Annotated in this window: 21 protein-coding genes; 2 read left to right on the top strand and 19 right to left on the bottom strand. The window is 63.1% G+C overall.

Annotated elements, in window-relative coordinates; all coding sequences use genetic code 11:
- Positions 1 to 19: 19 nt before the first annotated feature.
- The 13 genes from GLR48_RS00715 to GLR48_RS00655 all read right to left on the bottom strand — a co-directional run bounded on the left by GLR48_RS00715 (position 20) and on the right by GLR48_RS00655 (position 12,060).
- Positions 20 to 1,330: an ATPase gene (locus tag GLR48_RS00715; RefSeq protein ID WP_237057817.1), complete on the bottom strand. Its 1,311-nt coding sequence runs from the start codon at positions 1,328 to 1,330 to the stop codon at positions 20 to 22.
- 115 nt (positions 1,331 to 1,445) lie between these two features.
- Complete coding sequence (locus GLR48_RS00710; RefSeq protein ID WP_442915822.1) at positions 1,446 to 1,895, bottom strand: prepilin peptidase; 450 nt, start codon at positions 1,893 to 1,895, stop codon at positions 1,446 to 1,448.
- Positions 1,896 to 1,944: 49 nt separating this feature from the next.
- Positions 1,945 to 2,790: a tetratricopeptide repeat protein gene (locus GLR48_RS00705; protein ID WP_237057813.1), complete on the bottom strand. Its 846-nt coding sequence runs from the start codon at positions 2,788 to 2,790 to the stop codon at positions 1,945 to 1,947.
- A gap of 29 nt (positions 2,791 to 2,819) precedes the next feature.
- Complete coding sequence (locus GLR48_RS00700) at positions 2,820 to 3,377, bottom strand: tetratricopeptide repeat protein (protein WP_237057811.1); 558 nt, start codon at positions 3,375 to 3,377, stop codon at positions 2,820 to 2,822.
- Between the two features lie 4 nt (positions 3,378 to 3,381).
- Positions 3,382 to 4,365, bottom strand: coding sequence for a type II secretion system F family protein (locus tag GLR48_RS00695; RefSeq protein WP_237057809.1), 984 nt, complete (start codon positions 4,363 to 4,365; stop codon positions 3,382 to 3,384).
- A 9-nt stretch (positions 4,366 to 4,374) separates the two neighbouring features.
- A complete protein-coding gene (locus GLR48_RS00690; protein WP_237057807.1) occupies positions 4,375 to 5,340 on the bottom strand; it encodes a type II secretion system F family protein in 966 nt (321 codons plus the stop codon).
- Between the two features lie 6 nt (positions 5,341 to 5,346).
- Positions 5,347 to 6,807 carry a CpaF family protein gene (locus GLR48_RS00685; RefSeq protein ID WP_237057805.1) on the bottom strand — a complete coding sequence of 487 codons (1,461 nt, stop codon included), beginning with the start codon at positions 6,805 to 6,807 and terminating at the stop codon, positions 5,347 to 5,349.
- A 15-nt stretch (positions 6,808 to 6,822) separates the two neighbouring features.
- Complete coding sequence (locus GLR48_RS00680; protein ID WP_237057803.1) at positions 6,823 to 8,070, bottom strand: AAA family ATPase; 1,248 nt, start codon at positions 8,068 to 8,070, stop codon at positions 6,823 to 6,825.
- A gap of 251 nt (positions 8,071 to 8,321) precedes the next feature.
- Positions 8,322 to 8,942 (bottom strand): OmpA family protein, encoded by a 621-nt coding sequence (locus GLR48_RS00675; protein WP_237057801.1) that lies wholly within the window; start codon positions 8,940 to 8,942, stop codon positions 8,322 to 8,324.
- A gap of 29 nt (positions 8,943 to 8,971) precedes the next feature.
- Positions 8,972 to 10,393 (bottom strand): type II and III secretion system protein family protein, encoded by a 1,422-nt coding sequence (locus GLR48_RS00670; RefSeq protein ID WP_237057799.1) that lies wholly within the window; start codon positions 10,391 to 10,393, stop codon positions 8,972 to 8,974.
- Between the two features lie 221 nt (positions 10,394 to 10,614).
- The gene (gene cpaB / locus GLR48_RS00665; RefSeq protein ID WP_237057797.1) at positions 10,615 to 11,481 is read right to left on the bottom strand and encodes a Flp pilus assembly protein CpaB; all 867 of its coding nucleotides are present in this window, start codon (positions 11,479 to 11,481) and stop codon (positions 10,615 to 10,617) included.
- Positions 11,482 to 11,553: 72 nt separating this feature from the next.
- Entirely contained in the window at positions 11,554 to 11,736 is a 183-nt protein-coding gene (locus GLR48_RS00660; protein ID WP_237057795.1) for a Flp family type IVb pilin, read from the bottom strand.
- 147 nt (positions 11,737 to 11,883) lie between these two features.
- The gene (locus GLR48_RS00655) at positions 11,884 to 12,060 is read right to left on the bottom strand and encodes a Flp family type IVb pilin (RefSeq protein WP_237057794.1); all 177 of its coding nucleotides are present in this window, start codon (positions 12,058 to 12,060) and stop codon (positions 11,884 to 11,886) included.
- Between the two features lie 353 nt (positions 12,061 to 12,413).
- On the opposite strand from GLR48_RS00655, the gene GLR48_RS00650 reads away from it, so the two are divergent.
- Positions 12,414 to 13,244, top strand: coding sequence for a lytic transglycosylase domain-containing protein (locus GLR48_RS00650; RefSeq protein ID WP_442915734.1), 831 nt, complete (start codon positions 12,414 to 12,416; stop codon positions 13,242 to 13,244).
- Here the strand turns inward: GLR48_RS00650 and GLR48_RS00645 are convergent.
- The 6 genes from GLR48_RS00645 to tldD all read right to left on the bottom strand — a co-directional run bounded on the left by GLR48_RS00645 (position 13,241) and on the right by tldD (position 20,442).
- Positions 13,241 to 13,528 carry a GNAT family N-acetyltransferase gene (locus GLR48_RS00645; RefSeq protein WP_237057792.1) on the bottom strand — a complete coding sequence of 96 codons (288 nt, stop codon included), beginning with the start codon at positions 13,526 to 13,528 and terminating at the stop codon, positions 13,241 to 13,243. The genes GLR48_RS00650 and GLR48_RS00645 overlap by 4 nt on opposite strands.
- Positions 13,518 to 14,147, bottom strand: a complete 630-nt coding sequence (locus GLR48_RS00640; protein WP_237057790.1) for a 3-oxoacid CoA-transferase subunit B — start codon at positions 14,145 to 14,147, stop codon at positions 13,518 to 13,520. The genes GLR48_RS00645 and GLR48_RS00640 overlap by 11 nt, the downstream gene beginning before the upstream one ends.
- A complete protein-coding gene (locus GLR48_RS00635; protein WP_237057788.1) occupies positions 14,147 to 14,851 on the bottom strand; it encodes a CoA transferase subunit A in 705 nt (234 codons plus the stop codon). Before GLR48_RS00635 ends, GLR48_RS00640 begins: the two co-directional genes overlap by 1 nt.
- A gap of 80 nt (positions 14,852 to 14,931) precedes the next feature.
- A complete protein-coding gene (gene topA, locus GLR48_RS00630) occupies positions 14,932 to 17,649 on the bottom strand; it encodes a type I DNA topoisomerase (RefSeq protein WP_237057787.1) in 2,718 nt (905 codons plus the stop codon).
- A 155-nt stretch (positions 17,650 to 17,804) separates the two neighbouring features.
- Positions 17,805 to 18,863, bottom strand: coding sequence for a DNA-processing protein DprA (dprA, locus tag GLR48_RS00625; RefSeq protein ID WP_237057785.1), 1,059 nt, complete (start codon positions 18,861 to 18,863; stop codon positions 17,805 to 17,807).
- Positions 18,864 to 19,023: 160 nt separating this feature from the next.
- Positions 19,024 to 20,442 carry a metalloprotease TldD gene (gene tldD / locus GLR48_RS00620; RefSeq protein WP_237057783.1) on the bottom strand — a complete coding sequence of 473 codons (1,419 nt, stop codon included), beginning with the start codon at positions 20,440 to 20,442 and terminating at the stop codon, positions 19,024 to 19,026.
- 209 nt (positions 20,443 to 20,651) lie between these two features.
- On the opposite strand from tldD, the gene coxB reads away from it, so the two are divergent.
- Positions 20,652 to 21,482: a cytochrome c oxidase subunit II gene (coxB, locus tag GLR48_RS00615; RefSeq protein WP_237057781.1), complete on the top strand. Its 831-nt coding sequence runs from the start codon at positions 20,652 to 20,654 to the stop codon at positions 21,480 to 21,482.
- Positions 21,483 to 21,497: the final 15 nt, after the last annotated feature.

Genomic DNA, 21,497 nt, shown 5'->3' with positions numbered 1-21,497 from the left:
ACCTGTCTTGGTCAAGCGCTCAGCGGACGATCTCTTCATCCTTGACGAACATGTTGGCCCAGGCGCGGTCCATCATCGCCGGATTCATCTGGTAGGGGATGCCTTCGAAGTCGCAGATCGAAATCATCTGGTCGATCAGGAACACCGGCTGGTAGTTCGCATAGACGTTGTCGATCGTCGGATAGAGGTTGTTCAGCAGGTGGATCAGCGTGGCTTCGTCCAGCGGCATCTTCTTCTTGCGCGCCACAAGGGCGAAGATCTTGAGGAAGTCGGCCTGGCTTGGCCCGTCGATCTTGATCTTGAAGAAGATCCGCCGCAGCGCCGCCTGGTCGAAGATCGCGTTGGGATGAAAGTTGGTCGAGAAGATGACGAGCGTGTCGAAGGGCACCTCGAACTTCTCGCCCGACTGCAGGGCGAGGATATCCTTGCTTTCCTCCAGCGGGACGATCCAGCGGTTCACGAGGCTTTGTGGCGGTTCCGCCTGACGGCCAAGGTCGTCGACGATGAAGATGCCACCGGTCGATTTCATCTGCAGCGGCGCCTGATAGGTGCGCGCGACGGGGTTGTAGACAAGGTCCAGCATGTCAAGCGACAGCTCGCCGCCGGTGATGACGGTGGGGCGTTCGCAGCGGACGTAACGGGTGTCGAACCGACCCGTCGTGCGGCGCAGGGAATTGGGGTCCTGTTCGTCGTCTTCGGCCGCGGCATGGACGATGGGGTCATAGACGGTGATCACCTGACCGGAATATTCGATGGCGCGGGGCACATAGATCTTGTCCCCCAGTGCATCGCGGATTCCGTTGGAGATCGATGATTTGCCGTTGCCCGGAGGCCCATACATCAGGATCGAGCGTCCCGATGATACGGCAGGGCCAAGGTTCGAGATCAGCGAGGGCGGCAGGATCAGGTGACCCATCGCCGTCGTCAGCTGGTCGCGGGTGATCTGGATATTCCGGATCGACTGGCGCTTGATCTGCTCGCGGTAAACGTCGAGCGGCACCGGCATGGCGCCATAATATTCGGACTGGGCCAGCGCCTCGTTCGCGCGCTTGCGGCCGGCGTCGGTCAGCTGATAGCCCATTTCCGTGTTACCGGACGAGGAAAGACTGCCCGTCGCCTCCAGCAGCAGCTGGCTGCGGGCAAGGTCCATCAGTTCCTGTGTGACGTTGACCGGCAGGCAGATGGCCTTGGACAATTGCGTCACCAGAGTCAGGTTCATGCGGAACATGGTCTTGATCAGGATGTCGCGCATCATCGGCAGGGGCAGGGCCATACCGTCCAGCGTTCGGGGGCTCGGCGGGGCCAGAACCCCGGTGCTTTGCATGTTCAAAAGATCGCCCCCTGACAAACTGCGGGTGGATCGACCCTCCCGTCAGATGCCGGTATGCGGGGGGTTTATGGCGAAATGATGGACAAGCGGTTTCCCAATCGCGACTTTTGCCGCATCACAACCCGCCGTGCGCCGCCAGTGCCAGATAGGCGACGAGGGTCATCGACAAGGGCAGCCCCATCGGAAACCGGCGACCCGAGGTCCAGCTGGCCCAGTCGGGTGCCATCCGGCGCAGGGGCGTCATCCGGGCGATGCGGTGCAGCGCCCAGCCCAGCAGCAGCGACAGGCCGAAGAGGTAAAGGACGATGCTCGCATCCCCCAGTGCGATCATCGGGGCCGCTGCGGCTGCAAATTTCGCGTCACCCGCGCCGACGCCGCCCACCGCATTCAAGATGATGCCGATCACCAGCACGACGGCCAGATGCGCGTAGCCCCACAGGTATGTCTGAAACGGCAGGGCGATCAGGCCCAGCAACGCGTAACCGGCAAAAAGCGTGACGACGGCGGCATTGGTGATCTTCATCCGCGACAGGTCGGTATAGGCGACCCACAACCCGACAGGCACGGCGATCAGCAGGAACCACCATGCGGCGGATGCAGGCAGGGCCATGAGGTCAGGCCTCTTCCAGCGCGCGCAGGGACCGGACCGCCTCTTCGAAATGCTGGGGATGAGTCTCAATCGCGTCTTTCAGCAGGCCCTTGCCGGTGCTGATGTCGTTCTGCTTGATCGCCGTCAGCGCCATCGTGTACAGCAGCTGCGCCCGTTCGGTCTGGTTCATCGGGATGACCGGCAGGTCGTATTTGCGCTGGGCGCCGCGTGCCAGAACAAGGTTGTTCTTGGCCGTAAACAGGGTGCTGTCCTGCCGCAGGGCGTCGATGAACAGACGCTCTGCCCCCGGATAATCGCCGCGCGTCAGCTTGGAATAGCCCCAGTTGTTCAGCGTGCTGGCGGGTGTCGTGGTCAGACCCACCGCGGTTTGATAAAAACTGTCCGACTTCGTCCACTGCTGCTTGCTGTCGGCGATCATCGCCTCCAGCTTGTAGCGGTTATAGGTCTCATGAGTGGGCGGGACGGTGTTGAGCGTGGCGGCCGCGGCGTCCCACTGGTTCGACCGGATCTGCGCATCGGCCAGATCCACCCGGTCATCAAGGTTGGCGGCGGGATTGGCGACCACGGTCTGCCAGGCGGCGACGGCCTCTGTCGTGCGGCTGGCGCGGATCAGGGATTTCGCAAGACCGCGTTGCAGATCGACCCGGCCCGGTTCGTTCGCCAGGGCACCGCTGAAATACTTCACGGCCTCGTCCGGGTCGCCCACGGTCATCATGACATCGTTCAGGTTCGATCCATCGACGGCGTTGATGTCCTGCATCGCGCGCTGCACTTCGGCATCGCCGTTGTGGCTGCCGCAGGCGGACAAGACCAGCGTGCCGGCCAGACAAAGAATAACGGTGTGGCGCATGGGTGTGCGTCCTTTCCTGCTGCTGCCTCTCAGAGCGGTTCGATGGTGTCCCCATCGGCCCGCCGGACCAGTTCAACGTTCTGGTTCTCTTGTGCAGGATCGTAGATAACGGCGTCGCGTTTGGATAGCGCCAAGCGCAAGTTCTCTCTGATCTGGTCAGAATTCCCGTTATCCGTGGCATATGCGCGACGGAAAACTTCGGCCGCTTCGGCAAAATCGCCCTTTTCCATCAGCAGGACCCCCAGATTGTTCCAGGCGGGCGGGAAATCGGGGGCCTCTTTCGCGGCCCGGCGCAGCAGACCCTCGGCCTGACCCAGACGCCCCAGGCGCAGGTTCGCGGACCCCAGTGCGGACAGGGTATCGACGTTCAGGCCCTGCTGGGCGGCGGCGCGGGTATAGGCATCCAGCGCCAGTTCGTATTCGCCGGCGGCCATCAGGCGATGGCCGACGATCAGGCCATCTGTGTCGGCCTTGCCGGCCAGACCGGGGGCATAGACACCGTCGCCGGATGCAAGCTGGCCGCCCGGTGAACAGGCGGCCAATGCAAGCGTGAAGGCGACAGAAAGGCCGAGGCCATTTGAGATCATCAGTTCAGTTTCCGGTGCCCATCATCTGGGTGATACCATAGATCGAGGGTCCGATCAGGATCATCAAAAGCGGCGGCACGGTCAACATCATCGTGGCCAGTGTCATCTTTGTCGGCAGCTTGTTGGCGGCCTCTTCGGCCCGCATCACGCGCTTGTCGCGCATTTCCGCGGCATAGACCCGCAACGCCTCGGCGATCGAGGTGCCGAACTGCTGGCTCTGGATCAGCACGGTCGTAAAGCTCGAGATATCCTGCACCCCGCAGCGTTCCGACATGTCGCGCAGCACGGCCTCCTTGCCCTTGCCGGCTTTCATTTCCTGACTGACGGTCTCGAATTCCAGCGCAAGATCGGGAAAGCCGGATTTCAGCTCGCGTGCGACCCGCAGGATCGACTGGTCCAGGGACTGACCCGCTTCCACGCAGACCAGCATCATGTCGAGGCTGTCGGGAAAGCCGTTGATGATCGCCTCCTTGCGGCCAGCGACCCGGCGCGTCACCCAGTATTTGGGCAGCATGTAGCCGACGCAGCCCGGCCCCAGCAGCATGATCATCATATTCTGCGATGTCACGTCGCCTTGCTGCATCTTCAGCAGGGCGTAAAGCCCGCCAAGCACCAGCCCGAGGATCCCCAGTGCAAACTGTGAGAAGTGAAAAATCCGCACGGAATTCTTGGATTTGTAGCCCGCCTGCAGCAGCTTCAGCTTTGCCGCAGAATATTCTTCCGCATCCTGAGGTTCCAGAAAGTTGGCGAATTTCTCCAGCTTGTCCTTGCTGCTGGGAGCGCGCAGCCGTTCTGCCTTGCCCGCGGCCTTCGGCGCCTGCCCCCGGTTGGCCGCCTTCAGCCGGTCAAGGGGATCGTCGGGACGTTTCATGACCGTCGGCAAGGTGATCAGGATCAGAAGGACACCCAGCAAACCGATCAGCATGACGCCGCCGAACGGTCCAAGCATATCGGTGATCATGGCGTTGATGTCAGAGAAGATATTCATGACTGGACCTTAAACCTTGATGTTCACAAGAGCGCGCATGACGATCAGGTTCAGCACGAGGAACCCCGCCACAACCAGACAGGCCGGGATGAAGATCGGCTTGTCCATGATGTCGTCGAAGTAGTTCGGCTGGATCATGTTGATGACGACCAAGGCACCGATGGGAAAGCCGGACAAGAGCTTGCCGGACCATTTCGCCTCGGCCGTGATGGCCTTGACCCGGCGGAACAGCCGGAACCGTGACCGGATCACCTTGGCCAGACCGTCCAGAATTTCGGCCAGGTTGCCGCCAGAGGTCTGCTGGATCGTCACGGCGACGGCCAGAAACCGCAGGTCCTGCATGTCGAGCCGTTCGGCCATGGCCTTCAGCGTCTCGCCCATGTCGCGGCCATAGGCGGCCTCGTCGGCGATGACACCCATCTCGGTGCCCAGCGGATCGGCGATTTCCTTGGCGACGATCTGCACCGCGGATGAAAACGGGTGACCCACGCGCAGGGACCGGACCATCAGCTCGACGGCCTCCGGCAATTGTTCCTCGAACAGGGACATGCGCTTGTTGGCCTTGCCGCTGATCCAGACGTATACGCCGCCGATCCCCATGCCTACGGCAATCACGCTGCGCGTCGGCAGGGCGACGGCGGTCATCACGGTCAGCGCGGCGAAGGCCAGCACGCTGACACCCGCCATGACCATCAGCAGCTGGGGCGGTGTAAAGGCAATGTTCGCGCGCTGGGCCTTGCCCGCGAGGATGGAATAGATCGGGATGCTCTGCGATTTCATGTGCTGGGTCATCTCCTTGCGGAGTTGTTCCAGCACCTGTTCGCGGTTGCCGCCCTTTTCCAGCAGCTCCAAACGGCGGTTCACCTTGCCGTTCTGGCTGATCGATTTGCCGAACAGCACAAGATAGGCACCCTGCACCAGCGCGATGACGGACACGAAAATGACGATATAGATGATCGGCTGGGCGGAAATCATGGCGTGCTACTCCGCAACGAGGGGTTCGAAGATCTGTGGCGGCAGGTCGTAGCCCCACAGTTTGAAACGGTCCGAGAAGTGGCTGCGCACGCCCGTGGCCGTGAAATGGCCGATGATCTTGTTTTCCGGCGTCAGGCCGATACGCTGGAACTTGAAGATTTCCTGCATCGAGATGACATCGCCTTCCATTCCAGTGATCTCGGTGATCGAGGTCATGCGGCGCGAGCCGTCCTGCAGACGGCTGGCCTGCACGATCAGGTTCACAGCCGAGGATATCTGCGATCGCATCGCCTTGATCGGCATTTCGATGCCGGCCATGGCGATCATGTTTTCCAGACGCGAGACGCCGTCACGGGCAGAGTTCGCGTGGATTGTCGTCATGGATCCGTCGTGGCCCGTGTTCATGGCCTGCAACATGTCGATGACTTCTTCGCCCCGCGTCTCGCCCACGATGATCCGGTCCGGGCGCATCCGCAGCGCGTTCTTCAGGCAGTCGCGCTGACTGACGGCGCCCTTGCCCTCGACGTTGGGCGGGCGGCTTTCCATCCGGCCGACGTGAACCTGCTGCAGCTGAAGTTCGGCCGTATCCTCGATCGTCAGGATGCGTTCGTCGTTCGCGATGAAGGATGACAGGGCGTTCAGCGTGGTCGTCTTGCCCGAACCCGTACCGCCAGAGACGATGACGTTCAGGCGGGTCGCGACGGCGGCTTGCAGATAGGCGGCCATCTCCTCGGAAAAGGCCCCGAAACGGACCAGATCGTCGATCCCCAACTTGTCCTTTTTGAACTTCCGGATCGACACGAGGCTGCCGTCCACGGCAATCGGGCCGACCATGGCGTTGAAACGCGACCCGTCAGCCAGACGGGCGTCGACGTAAGGATTGCTTTCATCGACGCGACGCCCCACGGCGGACACGATCTTGTCGATGATCCGCAGCAGGTGCTTTTCGTCCTTGAACGTGATGTCGGTCAGTTCCAGCTTGCCGGCGCGTTCTACAAAGATCTGCCGCGGACCGTTCACCAGAATATCGTTGACCGTATCGTCCTTCAGCAGCACTTCCAGCGGGCCAAGGCCCGTCACCTCGAAGAACAGATCCTGCGCCAGGGTGGTGCGTTCTTCCCGGTTCAGGACGATCCCCATCTCTTCCAACGTCTCGTTGGCGATGGCATTGATCTCGTTGCGCAGATCCGCCTCGCTGGCGTTTTCAAGGGCCGCGAGGTTCAGGTTGTCCAGCAGCGCCTTGTGCAGCTCCAGCTTGATTTCGCCCAGCCGCTCCTTGCGCTTCTTGTCGCGGTCGGCGGGGGCCACCTCCGCGCCACGCCCGGGCATCGCCTTCATCAGCGATTTGCGCGGGCTCTCCTCGACGGCGGGCACGGCGGCCAAGACCGGATTTGATGGCGTCAGAGTGCTGGGGCGTGCGCCGGGCGTCGGCGCACCGTCTCCGGGCTTCTTGTACTTGGAGAACATGGCAGACCCTTTCCCTTAACCCTTAGCTTCGGCGTGTTCGGCCTGATTGACCGCGTGGACGGACGCCGCGAGTTTCGCGATTTCCTTGCGCATGGCGTTCTTGGGCGCGTTCACGGCCAGTGGCGTGCCGTGATCGCAGGTCTGGGCGACCTGCTTGCCACCATCCGGCAGCTGCACCTCGATCGAGATCCCGAGGCTCTCGCCCAGCCGCTTCACGCGGGCCTTGCCGGACAGATCCGTGAACCCGGGGGCGCGGTTCAACACAAAGCGCAGCTTGTCGAACGGCAGGTCTTCGGACTGCAGCGCACGTTTCAGGCGCAGCGTGTTCTGCGCCGACCGCATGTCGAGCTCCAGCGTGGCGAAGTAGACATGCGCCGCCTCCAGCACGGTCTGGGACCATTCGACCATGGTCGAGGGCATGTCGATGATCACGTAGTCAAAGTTCGTGCGCGCCATTTCCAGCACGCGGGCCACATCCGCGCCGCTGATCAGATCAAGCGGGATCATGTCTGTGGGCGCGGTCAGCACGTGTAGTTTCTGGTCGTAGGACAGCAGCGCCTGCATGAATGACGTGCTGTCCATCGAATCCGTGTCCGACAGCAGTTCCAGCACCGCTTCGCGGCGGGGCAGATCCAGATAGGTCGATGCGGTGCCGAATTGCAGGTCCAGATCCAGCAGGCAGACGCGCGGCGGCGTCGCCTTGTCGGCCAGCACCAGTTCCCAGGCGAGGTTCACGGCCAGCGTGGTGGCACCGGTCCCGCCGGCCATGCCATGCACCGCGATCACGACGCCGTCATGGGTGCCGGTCGGCTTCAGCTTGTTTTCCAGCTCGGGGGCGATCGGGATTTCGGCTGCGGGGGTCTGCACACGTTCGATGGCATTGGCCAGCTCGTTTTCCGGCAGGGGGTAGGGCACGAACTCGTCGCCCCCTTCACGCAACAGCTTGTGCAGCGCGCCGGGGCTGACATCCTCGGTGATCAGGATCACCTTGATATCGCGCCGTTTGGCGGCACCGATGATCGCGGCGATCTGCTCCAAATTGTCTTCGTCCGCTTGATCCATGGCAACGGCCAGGAACTCCAGCTCTGATGCCTCTGGCTGTCGCAGAAAGGTCATGGCATCCGTGAAGCTCAGGTCGCCCCAGCGTTCGCCAAGGGCGGCTTCCATGTCCTCGATCAGCAGATCAAAAATCTGCACGTCGCGGCTGACGGTGCAGGCGATCAGGGCCGGGCTTTCGGATCTCAGAACTGCAGTGCTACTCATACCGGACGTCCTCTACATGTGGGCGCCGCGCGGGGAGGGTGTGAGGCTCTGTCAGGGGCCCATCACGATCACCCGGTGCTTTCGCCCTGTCTGCATCTTGCAGAACAAGGCTTGCCCGTTGATCCGGTTGTGCCGTCTAATCATGTCGAGATTGGGACGAAATCCGTGTGATTGTGCGGTTTGGCACAACGATAGGACGGACGGGGTCGCACTGTCGACGCGCATCGCATGATGCGCGCCGCACTCCGCAATTACTGTGCGGCGCCAGCCGTCTGCGACTCAGAGATCGTGGCAGTCGGCGCCGCGCTGGTCACGTATTCACGAAAGATGACTTCCGCATACTTGCCGTTCAGCAGCATCGGCGCGCCCTTCACGAAGCCAGACACCTCGGTCACGGCGCGGCGGTTCTGGCGTTCGGGACCGGGGGTCGCAATCACTGGACGCGTCTCGCCGTAGGACACCAGCGCCTCCAGCCGGGACCGGCTGATGCCCTGAGTGGATAGATAGGACACGATGGCATTGGCGCGGGCCAGCCCCAGCCGCTTGTTGTAGGCGGCAGAGCCCACCAGATCGGTGAAGCCATAGACCCGGAACCGGATTTCCGGAAACTGACGGATCCAGTTGGCCTGGACGGCCAGCACCGATTGTGCGGTGGCGTCCAGCTCGGCAGAGTTGAAGGCGAATGTGACGGTGCTGTCGACCTCCGACGCAAAACGCGCGCCAAGTTGGGACGTCGCACCGGTCATCGCCGCCTCGTTTGCGGCGGTGGCATTGCCGAAGGCCGGGTCAAGGTACGCCGTCCCTGCGGCGTCACGCGCCATGCCCGCCTCTTGTGCGCAGCCCATCAGTGTCAGGGCGGCGGCTGTCGTCATCAAAAAGGTCTTCATCGCGGCAGCCCCCGTCATTCCATCACATAGCCGTAAGAGCCGCTGAAGTCCTGTCGTGCGACTTCACCAGCGCCACCAGCCTTTGGCGCATTCGACGCGGCGACGCGGCCAAACAGGAACAGATCCTTTTCCGATGGCGGCTGCACGCGGTCGGTCGGCAGCGCCAGCGCCTGACCACGGGTCGGTGTGACCAGATGCGGTGTCACGATGATGACAAGCTCTGTCTGGCGGCGGCTGTATTCGACGCTGCGGAACAGGGCGCCCAGCACGGGCACATCGCCCAGCCACGGCACCTGACCGTTCAGATCGGTAAAGTCGTCGGACAAAAGGCCCGCGATGGCAAAGCTTTCGCCGTCGCGCATTTCCACCGTGGTCGAGGTTTCCCGCCGCCGGAAGGCGTTCACGGTAAAGCCGTTCGCGGTGAAACCGTTGGCCGGATCGATCGAAGACACCGCTGCCATCAGTTCGAGGTTGATGATGTCGCCGTCGACGACGCGCGGCACGAATGTCAGCTCCACGCCGAAAGGCTTGAATTCGACCGAAATCTGGCCGCCGTCCTGCGCCACGGGCACGGGATATTCGCCACCGGCCAGAAACTTGGCTTCTTGCCCCGACAGGGCGGTCAGGTTCGGCTCTGCCAACGTGCGCACCACGCCACGGGATTCCAGCGCTTCCAGCAGGATGCCGACCTCCAGCCCGCCGGCGTTGAAGCCGAAGAGGAAGGCGCCGTTATTGGCATTGGTAGCAGGGGTGGAGCCATTGAATGTATTGCCGATGGCGCCGGACGTGACCAGTCCGCCGGTGCCGCCGCTGGTGCCAAGATTGCCGTTCAACGCCGTGCCCTGCGCCGCGACGGATGACGACAGCGACTTGCTGACGCTGCGCTGCATTTCGGCAAAACGGACCTTCAGCATGACCTGCTGGGTGCCGCCGACGCTCATCAGGTTGGATACCCGCTCGGGGGCATAGCGCTCGGCCAGTTCCAGCGCGCGGTCCAGACGGGCCGTGCTGCTGACGGTGCCCGACAGCACGATGCCGTTGTTGGCGGTGCGGACCTCGATCGGCTCGCCCGGCAGGATCTGTTCCAGCCGCTCCTTGAATTCCGCGATGTCAGGCGTGACCTGCACCTCGACGTTGCTGATCAGGCGGCCATCGGCGCCCAGGATCGTCATCGTCGTGCGCCCCGGCTCTTTGCCCAGCAGATAGATCGTCCGGTCCGACAGGGACGAGATGTCTGCAATGCCCGGGTTGGCGATTGAAATTTCGGTGAAGGGTTCGTCGCTTTCCACAACGATGGCGCGGTTCATCGGAACGGCCAGTGGTGCGGATGACGTGCCGGTCACGACGCGCAGCGTCTCTGCCTGCACGGGCGCCGTTGCCGCAAAAACCAACATCAGGCTCGCCACAGCGGCCTTCATGAATCTGTCATAGCTCATTGTGACCTGCCTCTCCGATCACGCGTCAGCGGAAATTATTTTCCGTCATTGCGACCACCATGACCATGTCCGCTGATTATTGCAAGAATCAATGGTTTGCGGGCTATGATTGATGTGGACATCGGGCAACACGTCCGATTTTCAGGCGCCGCAAGCAAGTCGGGCCGCGCGTTTCCGGCGGCCCTGACATTCCATGTTTTATAGGGTTAGACTGATCTGGATCAGTTGGTGCAGGCGATTTCCATCTGCACCTTCTCGGTGCCGCGGCGCACGGTCGTATAGCAGCTTTGCGGGGCAGCGGGGGCCGCGACAGGGACGTCAGCGACGATGACCGGAGCAACGGGCGGCTCTGGCAGGGTGATGGCCTGTTCGCCATCCGCCACCACGTTCACAGCCGAGTCCGATCCCACCAGCGACAGGCTCAGCTTGCCTTCGGCTTGGGCCTGGGCCAGTCGCGCGACGTCGTCGACGCTGACCTGAACGGTCACGGTGCTGGGGATCGCGGTGTCGATCTTGTTGCGGTCAGTGCTCTGGTCGATGGCGATCAATTCGATCGAGCTGCCGATCAGATGGGTTTCATCCTGATTGTTTTTCTGGCCCACGTTTCCGGTCCAATAGATGTCCACCCGGTTGCCCGGCCGCAAGAAGCTGGATACCGCCGTCGACCCATCGACGCCGATCGTGAAGGCCCGCATCATCGGACGCAACTGCTGCGTGATGCTGGCGATTTGCCCCTGTGGCGTGACGTTCGTGGCAAGCACGACCTCGTTCACCTCCATCGGGCGCAGGACGCTGCGGGACTGGTCCAAACCTTCCGGAAACAGCTCTTCCATGGTGGCGAAGGTGCCTTCCGGCAGGAAATCCTTGGCATACTTGACGGTTGTGACGTCTTCTGCAGTCAGCGTGTCGCCAAATGCGAGCGCCTTGGATACGGCCAGCACGTCAATGGTTTCGACGACCTGCGCCGCGCGTTCGCGTTCCGCGATCAGGGCACTTTCGGTGTCGGCCACATAGCCCTTGACCATGTAGACGGCAAACCCCGCCAGTGCCATGCCAAGAACCAGAACCAAACTGAAAACTGAGCGCATGAAGTCATTCCCGTTGTTGAAGCTGCGTGAAATCCGGTCAAGTCAGTGTGCCGGATGTCTGTATCGAAAGTCTTACGGATTTGTCGGTGGTGTCGCCAAACTGGCTGCGATCGCGTTGGATTTACTCTCGACGCTTGGTTTTACGGCAAGGCCTGCCACAACTCCCAGACCGACGATCGCGGCCGTCAGGACCACCCAGTCCACGGTCACGGCCCCATCGCCGGATTTCAGAAAAGAATTCAAAAAAGCCTGCATGATCTATTCCTTGTGTCGTCCCTTGCCGTCGGTCTTGGCATGGCATTGGGGCAATGTTGCGGCGGGCGCGCGGTCATTTCGGACAGCGTCAGAACGCAAAGGGCCGCGTCATATTCTGACGCGGCCCAGAACATCCCTGCGGATGACTTAGTTGGTCGTTTTCGTCATCTCGGACGAGATCGCAGCTGTCTTGGCCGTGATTGAAGAGCTCATCGTCGTGCCGACCAGCAGGCCGAGTGCCACGATGGCAGCTGTCAGCACGACCCAGTCAACCGTCACGGCACCGTCTTCGTCGTTGCGGAAGTTTTTGATGAAGTTCAGCATGTATATTCCCTCCTCAGGGTATCGCTTGTGTTTGGTATCCTTTGCCGGATCGTAGCGCGCCGGCCTCTTAGTGGCCCGCTCCCCGTCTTGGATGTCCTTATATAGCTGGTCGATTGCGTCCTAAATTTGGCTGGTTTCGTGCGTTTTTGGGCGCAGTCAAATAATCCGGTAATTTTCAAGTAACCTGCTGTAATTAAATGTCTTTAATTATGAAAGAAGAACCGTTGACCATTTGCGACGTTGCCTGATTGCGTCGAATACTGGCGAAATTGCCGGATTGTGCACGCCAGCGTAGCAACGCCGCCCGTGACCTGCCACGATGACCGCAAAACAAGTGTCGAGCAGGACGCACCATGATGACGATGACCAGAGGCCTTGCAACGGTCGGGCTGTGCCTCTTCGCAGCCGTTGCACAGGGCGAGGACCGGCTGCAGCCGGATTTCACCTTCAAGCGTGTCGGCGTGCCGAAGGCGCAGGGATCGCGCATCACGGTGCAGGTCGATCCGACCGCGACACCGGCCACCCTGCGGCCCAGCGCTCCGCGCCCGGTGGCTACGCCGGACGGGGCCATCGCCCTTGCCCCGCAACCCTCCGGCCTGGACTGGTTCTGGTCCACGATCTCGCCTGATCTGGCGGCCATGGGGCCGGGACGGCTGCAGCAGGCGCTGGGCGTCATCGCAGAGCCGCCCAGCGGCAAGTCGGTGCCGACCCCGCGGTTGCAGACCCTGCAGGACATCGCCGCCCTCCACGGGATCGAGATCCTGAAGGCCACGGTCGGCACCAAGGTCAGCCCGGCGCTGGTGCTGGCGCTGATCAGTGTGGAAAGTGCGGGCAACGCGCAGGCGGTCAGCCGGTCCGGCGCGCAGGGGCTGATGCAGCTGATGCCCGACACCGCCGCGCGGTTCCGCGTGGCCGACAGCCTGTCGCCAGCGCAGAACATCAAGGGCGGCGTGGCCTACCTCGACTGGTTGATGAACAAGTTCAACGATGACCCGATTCTGGTGCTGGCGGGCTATAACGCCGGCGAAGGGTCCGTGCGCGATGCCAAGGGTGTGCCGCCGTTCCCCGAAACCCGCGGCTATGTGCCAAAGGTGCTGGCCGCCTTTGCGGTGGCGCGGGGCCTGTGCCTGACACCGCCGGAACTGGTGTCCGACGGCTGCGTGTTTGCGGTCAACCGGTCCTAGACCGCGAAGACGTCCGCCCATTCCGGATGCTTGCGCCGCTGGGCGTTCACGAAGGGGCAAAGCGGCACGATCCGGTAGCCCTTCTCGCGGGCGTCCGCGATGAAGGCGTCCAGCATCATCACGCCGATCCCTTCGCCCTCGTGACCGGGGGCGACTTCGGTATGATCGGCGATGACCTGTTCGGGCGACAGGATCGAATAGGTCATCTCGCTAATGCCATTGCCATGGTCGATGAACCAGCGGCCCTTGCTGCCGCTGGTCTTGTGCTGGACCTCAGGCGACAATCGTCGCCTCTGTCGCGTCGCGCAACTCCTGTTCGGTCACGCCGTCGGCGGTCTCGACGATCCGCAGACCGCCTTCGACGACATCCATCACGCCCAGGTTCGTGATGATCCGGTCCACCACGGCGGCCCCGGTCAGGGGCAGGGTGCAGGACTTCAGCACCTTCGACTCGCCATGCTTGTTGGCGTGGTCCATGACGACGACGACACGCTGCACGCCGGCGACAAGGTCCATCGCCCCGCCCATGCCCTTGACCAGCTTGCCGGGGATCATCCAGTTCGCGAGGTCGCCATTCTCGGCCACTTCCATCGCACCCAGGATCGCCATGGCGATCTTGCCGCCGCGGATCATGCCAAAGGACGTCGCACTGTCAAAGAACGCGGTCTGCGGCAATTCGGTGATCGTCTGCTTGCCGGCGTTGATCAGGTCGGCGTCTTCCTCGCCCTCGATCGGGAAGGCGCCCATGCCCAGCATCCCGTTTTCAGACTGCAGGGTCACCTCGACCCCCTCGGGGATGTAGTTGCTGACCATGGTCGGAATCCCGATGCCAAGGTTCACATACCAGCCGTCCTGCAGTTCCTGCGCGGCCCGAGCGGCCATCTGATTGCGATCCCAAGCCATTATGCGGACTCCTTCTTGCGCGTCGTGCGCTGTTCGATTCGCTTTTCGTGGTCACCCTGAATGATGCGATGGACATAGACGCCGGGCAGGTGGATCTCGTCACCGCCAAGGCTGCCGGTCGGCACGATCTCTTCGACCTCGACCACGCAGACCTTGCCGCACATGGCGGCAGGCGGGTTAAAGTTGCGGGCCGTCTTGCGGAACACGAGGTTGCCGGTGGCGTCCGCCTTCCACGCCTTCACGATGGCAAGGTCCGCCACGATGCCGCGTTCAAGGATATAGGTCTGCCCGTCGAAATCCTTGTGTTCCTTGCCTTCGGCGATCTGCGTGCCGACGCCGGTCTTGGTGTAGAAGCCGGGAATCCCGGCACCGCCAGCGCGCATCCGCTCGGCCAGCGTGCCTTGCGGGTTGAATTCGACCTCCAGCTCTCCGGCCAGATACTGGCGCATGAATTCGGCGTTCTCGCCCACGTAAGAGGAGATCATCTTCTTGACCTGCTTGGTCTGCAGCAGGATGCCGATGCCGAAATCGTCCACGCCTGCGTTGTTGGATGCAAAGGTCAGACCTTTCACGCCCGATTCCTTGATGGCGCCCAACAGCAGTTCGGGGATGCCGCACAGGCCAAAGCCTCCCGCGGCGATCAGCATGTCATCGGTCAGCAGACCGTCCAGTGCCTCGGCGGCAGAGCTATAGACTTTCTTCATCTCGCACCCTCAAAAATGAATTGCCCGGCGAACCTGCAAGGCGCACCGGGCAATGTCAATCTGATGACGCCGGGCAGCGGCTATTCGAAGACGTCGCCGTCATCGGTTTCCACAGGCTTGGCCTTGGCCGCAGTCGTCTTGGTCACGGTCTTCTTGGCCGCAGCTGTCTTGGCCGCCGGCTTTTTTGCGGCGGGCTTCGTCGGAGCTTTGGCGGCGCTGGTTGCGGCCGGCTTTTTCGCGGCGGCTTTCTTCGGGGCGGCCTTCTTCTTGGCGCCGGGCTTGGGCTTGCCCGCTTTCGCGGCCCGCTCGTCCAGCAGATCGACGGCCTGCGCCAGGGTCAGATCCTCGGGTGTCACCGTGTCGGGGATCGTCGCGTTCAGCTTGTCCCACTTCACGTAAGGCCCGTATTTGCCGTCATAGATGTTGACGGGGCCACCGGCCTGCGGGTGGTCGCCCAATTCACGCAGGGCCACGGCGGCCTTGCCGCGGCTGCCACGGCTGGCGACCTTTTCGGCCAGAAGCTGCACCGCGTGGTTCATGCCCACGGTCCAGACATCCTCCAACCCTTCAAGGTTGGCATTCGTGCCGCCACGATCCGAAGTCGTCTCGGCGTGTTTCAGATAGGGGCCGTAGCGCCCGATGTTGGCCCAGACGTTCACGCCGTCCTCGGGGTGGGGGCCGATCAGGCGGGGCAGAGCCAGCAGGCGGACGGCCTGTTCCAACTCGACCTCCTCCGGCTCCCACGCGGCAGGGACCGACTGGCGGGGCGGCTTGGGGTTTTCTTCGGTCGCGGCACCGCGCTGGGCGAAGGGACCGAAGCGGCCTTTGAAGATGCGGATCTCGTCGCCCATGTCCTCGCCCAGCAGCTTGCCGTCCGGCGGAATCGCGGATTTTTCCGCCTCGGGGTCGGGCGGACCGAAGGGCCGGGTATAGCGGCATTCAGGATAGTTCGAACAGCCGATGAAGGCGCCGCCGGACCGCGCCGTTCGCATCGACAGACGCCCCTGACCGCAGTTCGGGCACAGCCGCGGATCGGTGCCGTCGCCGGGATCGGGGAACAGGTGCGGTTCCAGCACCTCGTTGATCTTGTCCAGCACCTCGCCGATCCGCAGGTCAGCGGTTTCGGCAATGGCGGCGGAAAAGTCGCGCCAAAAGCGTTCCAGCAGCTTCTTGTAGTCCGCATCGCCCGCGCTGACCTTGTCGAGCTGGTCTTCGAGGTCCGCGGTGAAGTCGTATTCGACATAGCGGTGGAAGTAGTTCGACAGGAAGGCCGTCACCAGCCGCCCCTTGTCCTGCGGGATCAGGCGGTTCTTGTCCTTTTCGACATAACCGCGATCCTGAATCGTCGTGACGATCGACGCATAGGTCGACGGGCGCCCGATGCCGAGCTCTTCCATCCGTTTGACCAGTGTCGCCTCGGTGTAGCGGGGCGGGGGCTGGGTAAAGTGCTGCTCGGAGTCGACGGACTGCTTCTTCGCGGCCTCGCCGTTCTCGATCTGCGGCAGGCGCTTGCTGTCTTCGTCCTCGGTATCGTCGCGACCTTCCTCGTAGACGCGCAGAAAGCCGTCGAACAGCATGACCTGCCCGTTGGCGCGCAGCATGACCTGACCGTCCTTGCTGCCCACATCCACTGTCGTCCGCTCCATCCGGGCGGCTTCCATCTGGCTGGCCAGCGTGCGCTTCCAGATCAGATCGTAGAGCTTGCGCTGGTCGCTGTCCTTGATGTCGGCCTGTGACGCATCGACCATCATGTCGGTCGGGCGGACGCATTCGTGCGCTTCCTGCGCATTCTTGGCCTTGTTCTTGTAAACCCGCGGCTCCTTCGGGACATACTTGTCACCAAACTTCGACTTGATCGCGTCGCGCGCACCGGTCACCGCCTCTGGTGCCATGTCGATGCCATCGGTCCGCATGTAGGTGATCAGGCCGGCTTCATACAGCCGCTGGGCCACGCTCATGCACTGCTTGGCCCCCATGCCGAACTTGCGGCTGGCCTCTTGCTGCAGGGTTGAGGTCATGAAGGGCGGCGAGGGGTTGCGCGACGCGGGCTTGGCTTCGACGCTTTGCACGCCCAGGTCACGGGAATTGATCGCCTGCACGGCCATTTCGGCCTGCGTCGCGTTCGACAGGTCGAACTTGTCCAGCCGCTTGCCGCCCAGCACGGTCAGCCGCGCCTCGTATTCCACGCCGCGGGGGTTCTGCAGGATCGCCTTGACGGTCCAGTATTCCTGATTGCGGAACGCCTCGATTTCCATCTCGCGCTCGACGATGATCCGCAGGGTGACGGATTGCACGCGACCGGCGGATTTCGCACCGGGCAGCTTGCGCCACAGCACGGGCGACAGGTTGAAGCCCACGAGGTAGTCCAGCGCGCGGCGGGCGAGGTAGGCATCGACCAGCGGCATGTCGACCTGACGCGGGTTCTTCATCGCCTCGGTCACGGCGGATTTGGTGATCGCGTTGAACACGACGCGGCTGGCGGTCTGGATCTTCAGCCCGCGCTTGTTGTTCAGCTCTTCCTGCAGGTGCCACGAAATCGCCTCGCCCTCGCGGTCGGGGTCTGTGGCGAGGATCAGGTTCGGGTCTTCCTTCAGGGCGTCGACGATCGCCTTGATGTGTTTCTTGCTGTCGGCCGCGACCTCCCAGATCATGGAAAAGTCGTCGTCTGGCAGCACCGATCCGTTCTTGGGCGGCAGGTCGCGGATGTGGCCGTAGGACGCCAGCACCGTATAGTCGCTGCCCAGATACTTGTTGATCGTCTTGGCTTTCGCCGGGGATTCGACAACGACGACGGGCATGGGAAAACCTTGCTTTGACTGGGGCGCACACTGGCCGCGCAACATGGGCGGCTTGGCCCTAAGTTGTCAATGCAGACCGGCTTCGCCAGTCCGAAGATCGGACTTTCCGCGTAACGCACTGAATTGCATGACGGATTTTTTTAGGTTCGGCGCTGTCAACTGACCCGTGACAGCAGACCGCCCGCCGATCGGGCGATCCGACCGTCCAGTTCGAGGTCGATCAGCACCGGCGCGACCAGCGGTGAGGGGCTGCCCAGATCGCGGATCAACTGATCCTCTGCCACAGGCGAGGCTCCCAGCCGATCGAGGATCTGGTTATGCAATGCCGCCGCTTCCTGCAGGGTGCGGCGCGGTGCCGGGGGCTGGTCCGGAATCGTCAGCGGCAGGGGGGCTGCGGGCCGGGCGCCCAATGCCTCGATCACGTCGGCGGCGGATCGCACCAGTTGCGCGCCGTCGCGGATCAGCATGTTGCACCCGGCGGCGCGGGCATCGAACGGATGACCCGGCACCGCCAGCACGTCGCGGTGCTGATCCAGCGCGTCGCGGGCGGTGATCAGGCTGCCGGATTTGGCGGCGGCCTCGACCACGATGACGGCGCGGGACAGGCCCGCAATGATGCGGTTGCGCGCCGGAAAGTGCCGCGCCTGCGGTTGCAGACCCATGGGCATTTCCGACAGGCGCAGGCCCTGTGCCGCGATCAGATGGGCCAGATCGGTATTTTCGACAGGATAGATGACATCGACGCCGCCCGCCTGCACCGCCACCGTGCCGCCGGCCAGTGCGGCGTGGTGGGCAGCGGCATCGATCCCGCGCGCCAGCCCGGACACGACGACATACCCCGCGGCGGTCAGATCGCTGGCCAGGGCCTTCGCCATCCGGGTCCCCAGCGACGAGGCATTGCGCGCGCCCACCATGGCGATCATCGGGCGGTGCAGCAGGTCCACGCGTCCCAGCGCCCACAGCAAAGGCGGTGCGTCGGACAGATCGTCGATCGCCGGAGGCCAGTCAGGATCGCCCTGCATCAGCAGGCGTGCCCCCGCGGCGTGACCGGCCTTCATCTCTGCAATGACGACACCTGCGGGACAGATTTCATAATCAGCGACGCCAGCCGCAGCCGCGATGGCCGGCAGGGCCGCAAGCGCCCCGTCGGCGGACCCATGTTCGGCAATCAGCCGACGGTAGGTCGCAGGTCCGACACGACGGGATCGCAGCAAGCGAAGGTTCTGGAACCTGGGGTCATCCCGGGGGGATTTTTGGTGAGTGGTCGGGTGAAAAGCCACGTCTGAACCAAACCTTCGCCTTGCTGCACCCTCAGTCTAGAATCGCAATCCTTAATCAAAGCTGAATCAAAACAGCCGCATCGCGAAAATAACGTCAGGCCGATCCGCCGACCGTCAGGCCGCCGATCAGCAGGCTGGGTTGGCCGACGCCCACCGGCACCCACTGACCGGCCTTGCCGCAGTTGCCGATACCCGGATCCAGCGCCAGATCGTTGCCGATCCCGCGGATCTGCCGCAGGGCCGTCGCTCCGTCGCCGATCAGCGTGGCGCCCTTGATCGGGCGGCCCACGACGCCGTCCTTCACGCGGTAGGCTTCGGTGCAGGAAAAGACGAACTTGCCGTTCGTAATGTCGACCTGACCGCCACCGAATCCCACGGCATAGATCCCGTCCTTCAGATCCGCCACGAGGGACGCGGGCGCGGTGTCGCCGGCCAGCATGTAGGTGTTCGTCATGCGCGGCATCGGTGCATGGGCATAGGATTCGCGCCGCCCGTTGCCGGTGGGCGCGACCCCCATCAGCCGTGCGTTCTGCCGGTCCTGCATGTAGCCGACCAGCACGCCATCCTCGATCAGTACATTCTTCGCCGACGGTGTGCCCTCGTCGTCCACGGTGATCGACCCGCGGCGGTCGGGAATCGTGCCATCATCCAGCACGGTGACGCCCTTGGCTGCGATCTGCTGACCCATCAGACCGGCAAAGGCGCTGCTGCCCTTGCGGTTGAAATCGCCCTCCAACCCGTGGCCGATCGCCTCGTGCAGCAGGATGCCGGGCCAGCCCGGGCCGAGGACGACGTCCATCACGCCGGCGGGCGCCGGTTCCGCGTCAAGGTTGACGAGGGCGATGCGCAGCGCCTCGCGGGCGACGCCCTGCCAGTGCGCGGTGTCGATCAGACCGATGAGAGAGGCGCGACCGCCGCCGCCCATGCTGCCGCTTTCGCGCTGGCCGTCCTGTTCGACGATGATGCTGATGTTGATCCGGCTCATCGGGCGGACGTCCGTGACCATCGTGCCTTCGGGGCGCAGGATCACGACCTCTTGCTGGGACGCGCCAAGGGATGCGCTGACCTGCACCACGCGGGGATCAAGGTCGCGGGCAAAGGCGTCGATCTGGCGCAACAGGTCGATCTTTGCCGGAAAGCTGGCCTCGGCCACAGGGTCCACGTCGCTGTAAAGCTTGACGTTGGTCCCCTGCGGACCGGGCGCCATCGTGCCACCGCCGTCACCCACCGCCAGACGCGCGGTGCCGACCGCGCGGCGCAGCGCCGCCTCGTCGATCGTCGTGGCATGGGCATAGCCCGCCCGCTCGCCGCGAACCGCGCGCAGGCCGAATCCTTCGGAGGCGTCGTAGTTGGCGGTCTTGACCCGACCATCGTCCAGCACAAGGCTTTCGGACCGGCGGCGTTCGATGAACAATTCGCCGTCGTCGGCGCCCAGCGTCGCCTCTCTTAGCAGGGCAAGGGCCGTGTCCTGATCCAAATGCGTGTCAAAAGGGCGAAATCGGTCGTCTGTCATGGCGGCGCATCCTTGGGATCGGGACGTGATGACCACAGACCTGCGCCAAAGCGTCCCTTTGCCGCAATCGTGGTTCTTGAGTTGTCCTTCAGGATATGGGACACGCACGGCAGGATACAACGGGATTGTGCGACGGCCGTCATGGCACCGACGTCGCACCGTCGTCACGCCGCAGGGCAAAACCCGGCGCGAGATCATAAGGGAATGACATGCGACTGAGCAATTTCGCCAAGACTGCCTGGACCACCATGGGTCTGATACTGGCCGGTGCCACGGCCCGCGCGCAGGACGTGAATGTGGAGCTGCCCGTCATCGGCGCACCGCATCCGGGCGGAATCGGCTTTCAGGAAGCGGCGACCAGCATCGCGCGCGACGTGCACTGGCTGGATGGCATGCTGCTGTGGATCATCACCGCGATCACGCTGTTCGTCACCGGTCTGATGATCTGGGTCTTCATCAAGTATAACCACAAGTCGAACCCCAAGCCCGCTGGCTTCACGCACAACAGCCCGCTGGAAATCGCATGGACGGTCGTGCCGATCATCATTCTGGTTTTCATCGGCGCCTTCTCTCTGCCCGTGCTGTTCAACCAGCAGGAAATCCCCGACGGCGACATCACGATCAAGGTGACGGGCTACCAGTGGTACTGGGGCTACGAATACGTCGACGAAGGCGTTGCATTCGATTCGTTCATGCTGGCACCGGACGAGCTGGCCGACTACGGCTACAGCGACGACCTTTATAAGCTGGCGACCGATCAGGCGATCATCCTGCCGGTCGGCAAGACCGTCGTGATGCAGCTGACCGGTGCTGACGTGATCCACTCCTGGACCGTCCCGGCCTTCGGGGTCAAGCAGGATGCCGTGCCGGGCCGTCTGGCGCAGCTTTGGTTCAACCCGGACAAGGAAGGCATCTACTTCGGTCAGTGCTCCGAGCTGTGCGGCAAGGATCATGCATTCATGCCGATCACGGTCAAGGTTGTCAGCCAAGAGGTCTATGACGCCTGGCTGGTCGAGGCGAAGGCACAGAACGGCGTCTGATCGCCGTCGATCCGC

Source organism: Loktanella sp. M215 (assembly GCF_021735925.1).
Taxonomy (GTDB): domain Bacteria; phylum Pseudomonadota; class Alphaproteobacteria; order Rhodobacterales; family Rhodobacteraceae; genus Loktanella.
The sequence above is the reverse complement of the archived record's forward strand: the minus strand, read 5'-3'. Positions and strand labels throughout refer to the sequence as shown.

Bases quoted from the DNA above. Each gene is read 5' to 3' on its own strand.
- GLR48_RS00705 (WP_237057813.1), bottom strand. From the start codon at position 2,790: ATGCGCCACACCGTTATTCTTTGTCTGGCCGGCACGCTGGTCTTGTCC.
- GLR48_RS00700 (WP_237057811.1), bottom strand. From the start codon at position 3,377: ATGATCTCAAATGGCCTCGGCCTTTCTGTCGCCTTCACGCTTGCATTG.
- GLR48_RS00695 (WP_237057809.1), bottom strand. From the start codon at position 4,365: ATGAATATCTTCTCTGACATCAACGCCATGATCACCGATATGCTTGGA.
- GLR48_RS00690 (WP_237057807.1), bottom strand. From the start codon at position 5,340: ATGATTTCCGCCCAGCCGATCATCTATATCGTCATTTTCGTGTCCGTC.
- GLR48_RS00685 (WP_237057805.1), bottom strand. From the start codon at position 6,807: ATGTTCTCCAAGTACAAGAAGCCCGGAGACGGTGCGCCGACGCCCGGC.
- GLR48_RS00680 (WP_237057803.1), bottom strand. From the start codon at position 8,070: ATGAGTAGCACTGCAGTTCTGAGATCCGAAAGCCCGGCCCTGATCGCC.
- GLR48_RS00675 (WP_237057801.1), bottom strand. From the start codon at position 8,942: ATGACGACAGCCGCCGCCCTGACACTGATGGGCTGCGCACAAGAGGCG.
- GLR48_RS00670 (WP_237057799.1), bottom strand. From the start codon at position 10,393: ATGAGCTATGACAGATTCATGAAGGCCGCTGTGGCGAGCCTGATGTTG.
- cpaB (WP_237057797.1), bottom strand. From the start codon at position 11,481: ATGCGCTCAGTTTTCAGTTTGGTTCTGGTTCTTGGCATGGCACTGGCG.
- GLR48_RS00660 (WP_237057795.1), bottom strand. From the start codon at position 11,736: ATGCAGGCTTTTTTGAATTCTTTTCTGAAATCCGGCGATGGGGCCGTG.
- GLR48_RS00655 (WP_237057794.1), bottom strand. From the start codon at position 12,060: ATGCTGAACTTCATCAAAAACTTCCGCAACGACGAAGACGGTGCCGTG.
- GLR48_RS00650 (WP_442915734.1), top strand. From the start codon at position 12,414: ATGATGACGATGACCAGAGGCCTTGCAACGGTCGGGCTGTGCCTCTTC.
- GLR48_RS00640 (WP_237057790.1), bottom strand. From the start codon at position 14,147: ATGGCTTGGGATCGCAATCAGATGGCCGCTCGGGCCGCGCAGGAACTG.
- GLR48_RS00635 (WP_237057788.1), bottom strand. From the start codon at position 14,851: ATGAAGAAAGTCTATAGCTCTGCCGCCGAGGCACTGGACGGTCTGCTG.
- topA (WP_237057787.1), bottom strand. From the start codon at position 17,649: ATGCCCGTCGTCGTTGTCGAATCCCCGGCGAAAGCCAAGACGATCAAC.
- tldD (WP_237057783.1), bottom strand. From the start codon at position 20,442: ATGACAGACGACCGATTTCGCCCTTTTGACACGCATTTGGATCAGGAC.
- coxB (WP_237057781.1), top strand. From the start codon at position 20,652: ATGCGACTGAGCAATTTCGCCAAGACTGCCTGGACCACCATGGGTCTG.